This is a genomic window from Corallococcus praedator (genome assembly GCF_003612125.1).
Lineage (GTDB): Bacteria > Myxococcota > Myxococcia > Myxococcales > Myxococcaceae > Corallococcus > Corallococcus praedator.
The window spans coordinates 1-423 of the sequence record NZ_RAWI01001174.1 but is presented as its reverse complement, the minus strand read 5'-3'; the positions used below and the strand labels follow the sequence as shown (position 1 = coordinate 423).

Sequence of the window (423 nt, the reverse complement as noted above, 5' to 3'; positions counted from 1 at the left end):
GTACCGCGTCACCCAGCAGAGCGGCACCGAGGCGCCCGGCAGCGGCGAGCTGCTGCACAACGACGAGCCGGGCATCTACGTCGACATCGTCTCTGGCGAGCCCTTGTTCGCCTCGGCCGACAAGTTCGAGTCGCACTGCGGCTGGCCGAGCTTCACCAAGCCGATCGTGCCGGCGCACGTCAACGAGCTGAAGGACGGCTCGCACGGCATGGCGCGCACGGAGGTGCGCTCGGCGCACGGCGACAGCCACCTCGGCCACGTCTTCGAGGACGGCCCGCGCGACCGCGGCGGCCTGCGCTACTGCATCAACTCGGCGTCGCTGCGCTTCGTGCACCGCGACGACATGGCGGCCGAGGGCTATGGCGAGTACGTCGATCAGGTGGAGGAAGTGAAATGAGCGCAACGCACGGGATGAGCGAGGAG

The 423-nt window shown here is 69.0% G+C and carries 1 protein-coding gene; it reads left to right on the top strand.

What is annotated here, in order from left to right:
* Nucleotides 1–397: peptide-methionine (R)-S-oxide reductase MsrB (msrB, locus tag D7Y13_RS43595; protein WP_120631143.1), on the top strand; the 397-nt coding region annotated here is incomplete at its 5' end.
* Nucleotides 398–423 lie beyond the last annotated feature (26 nt).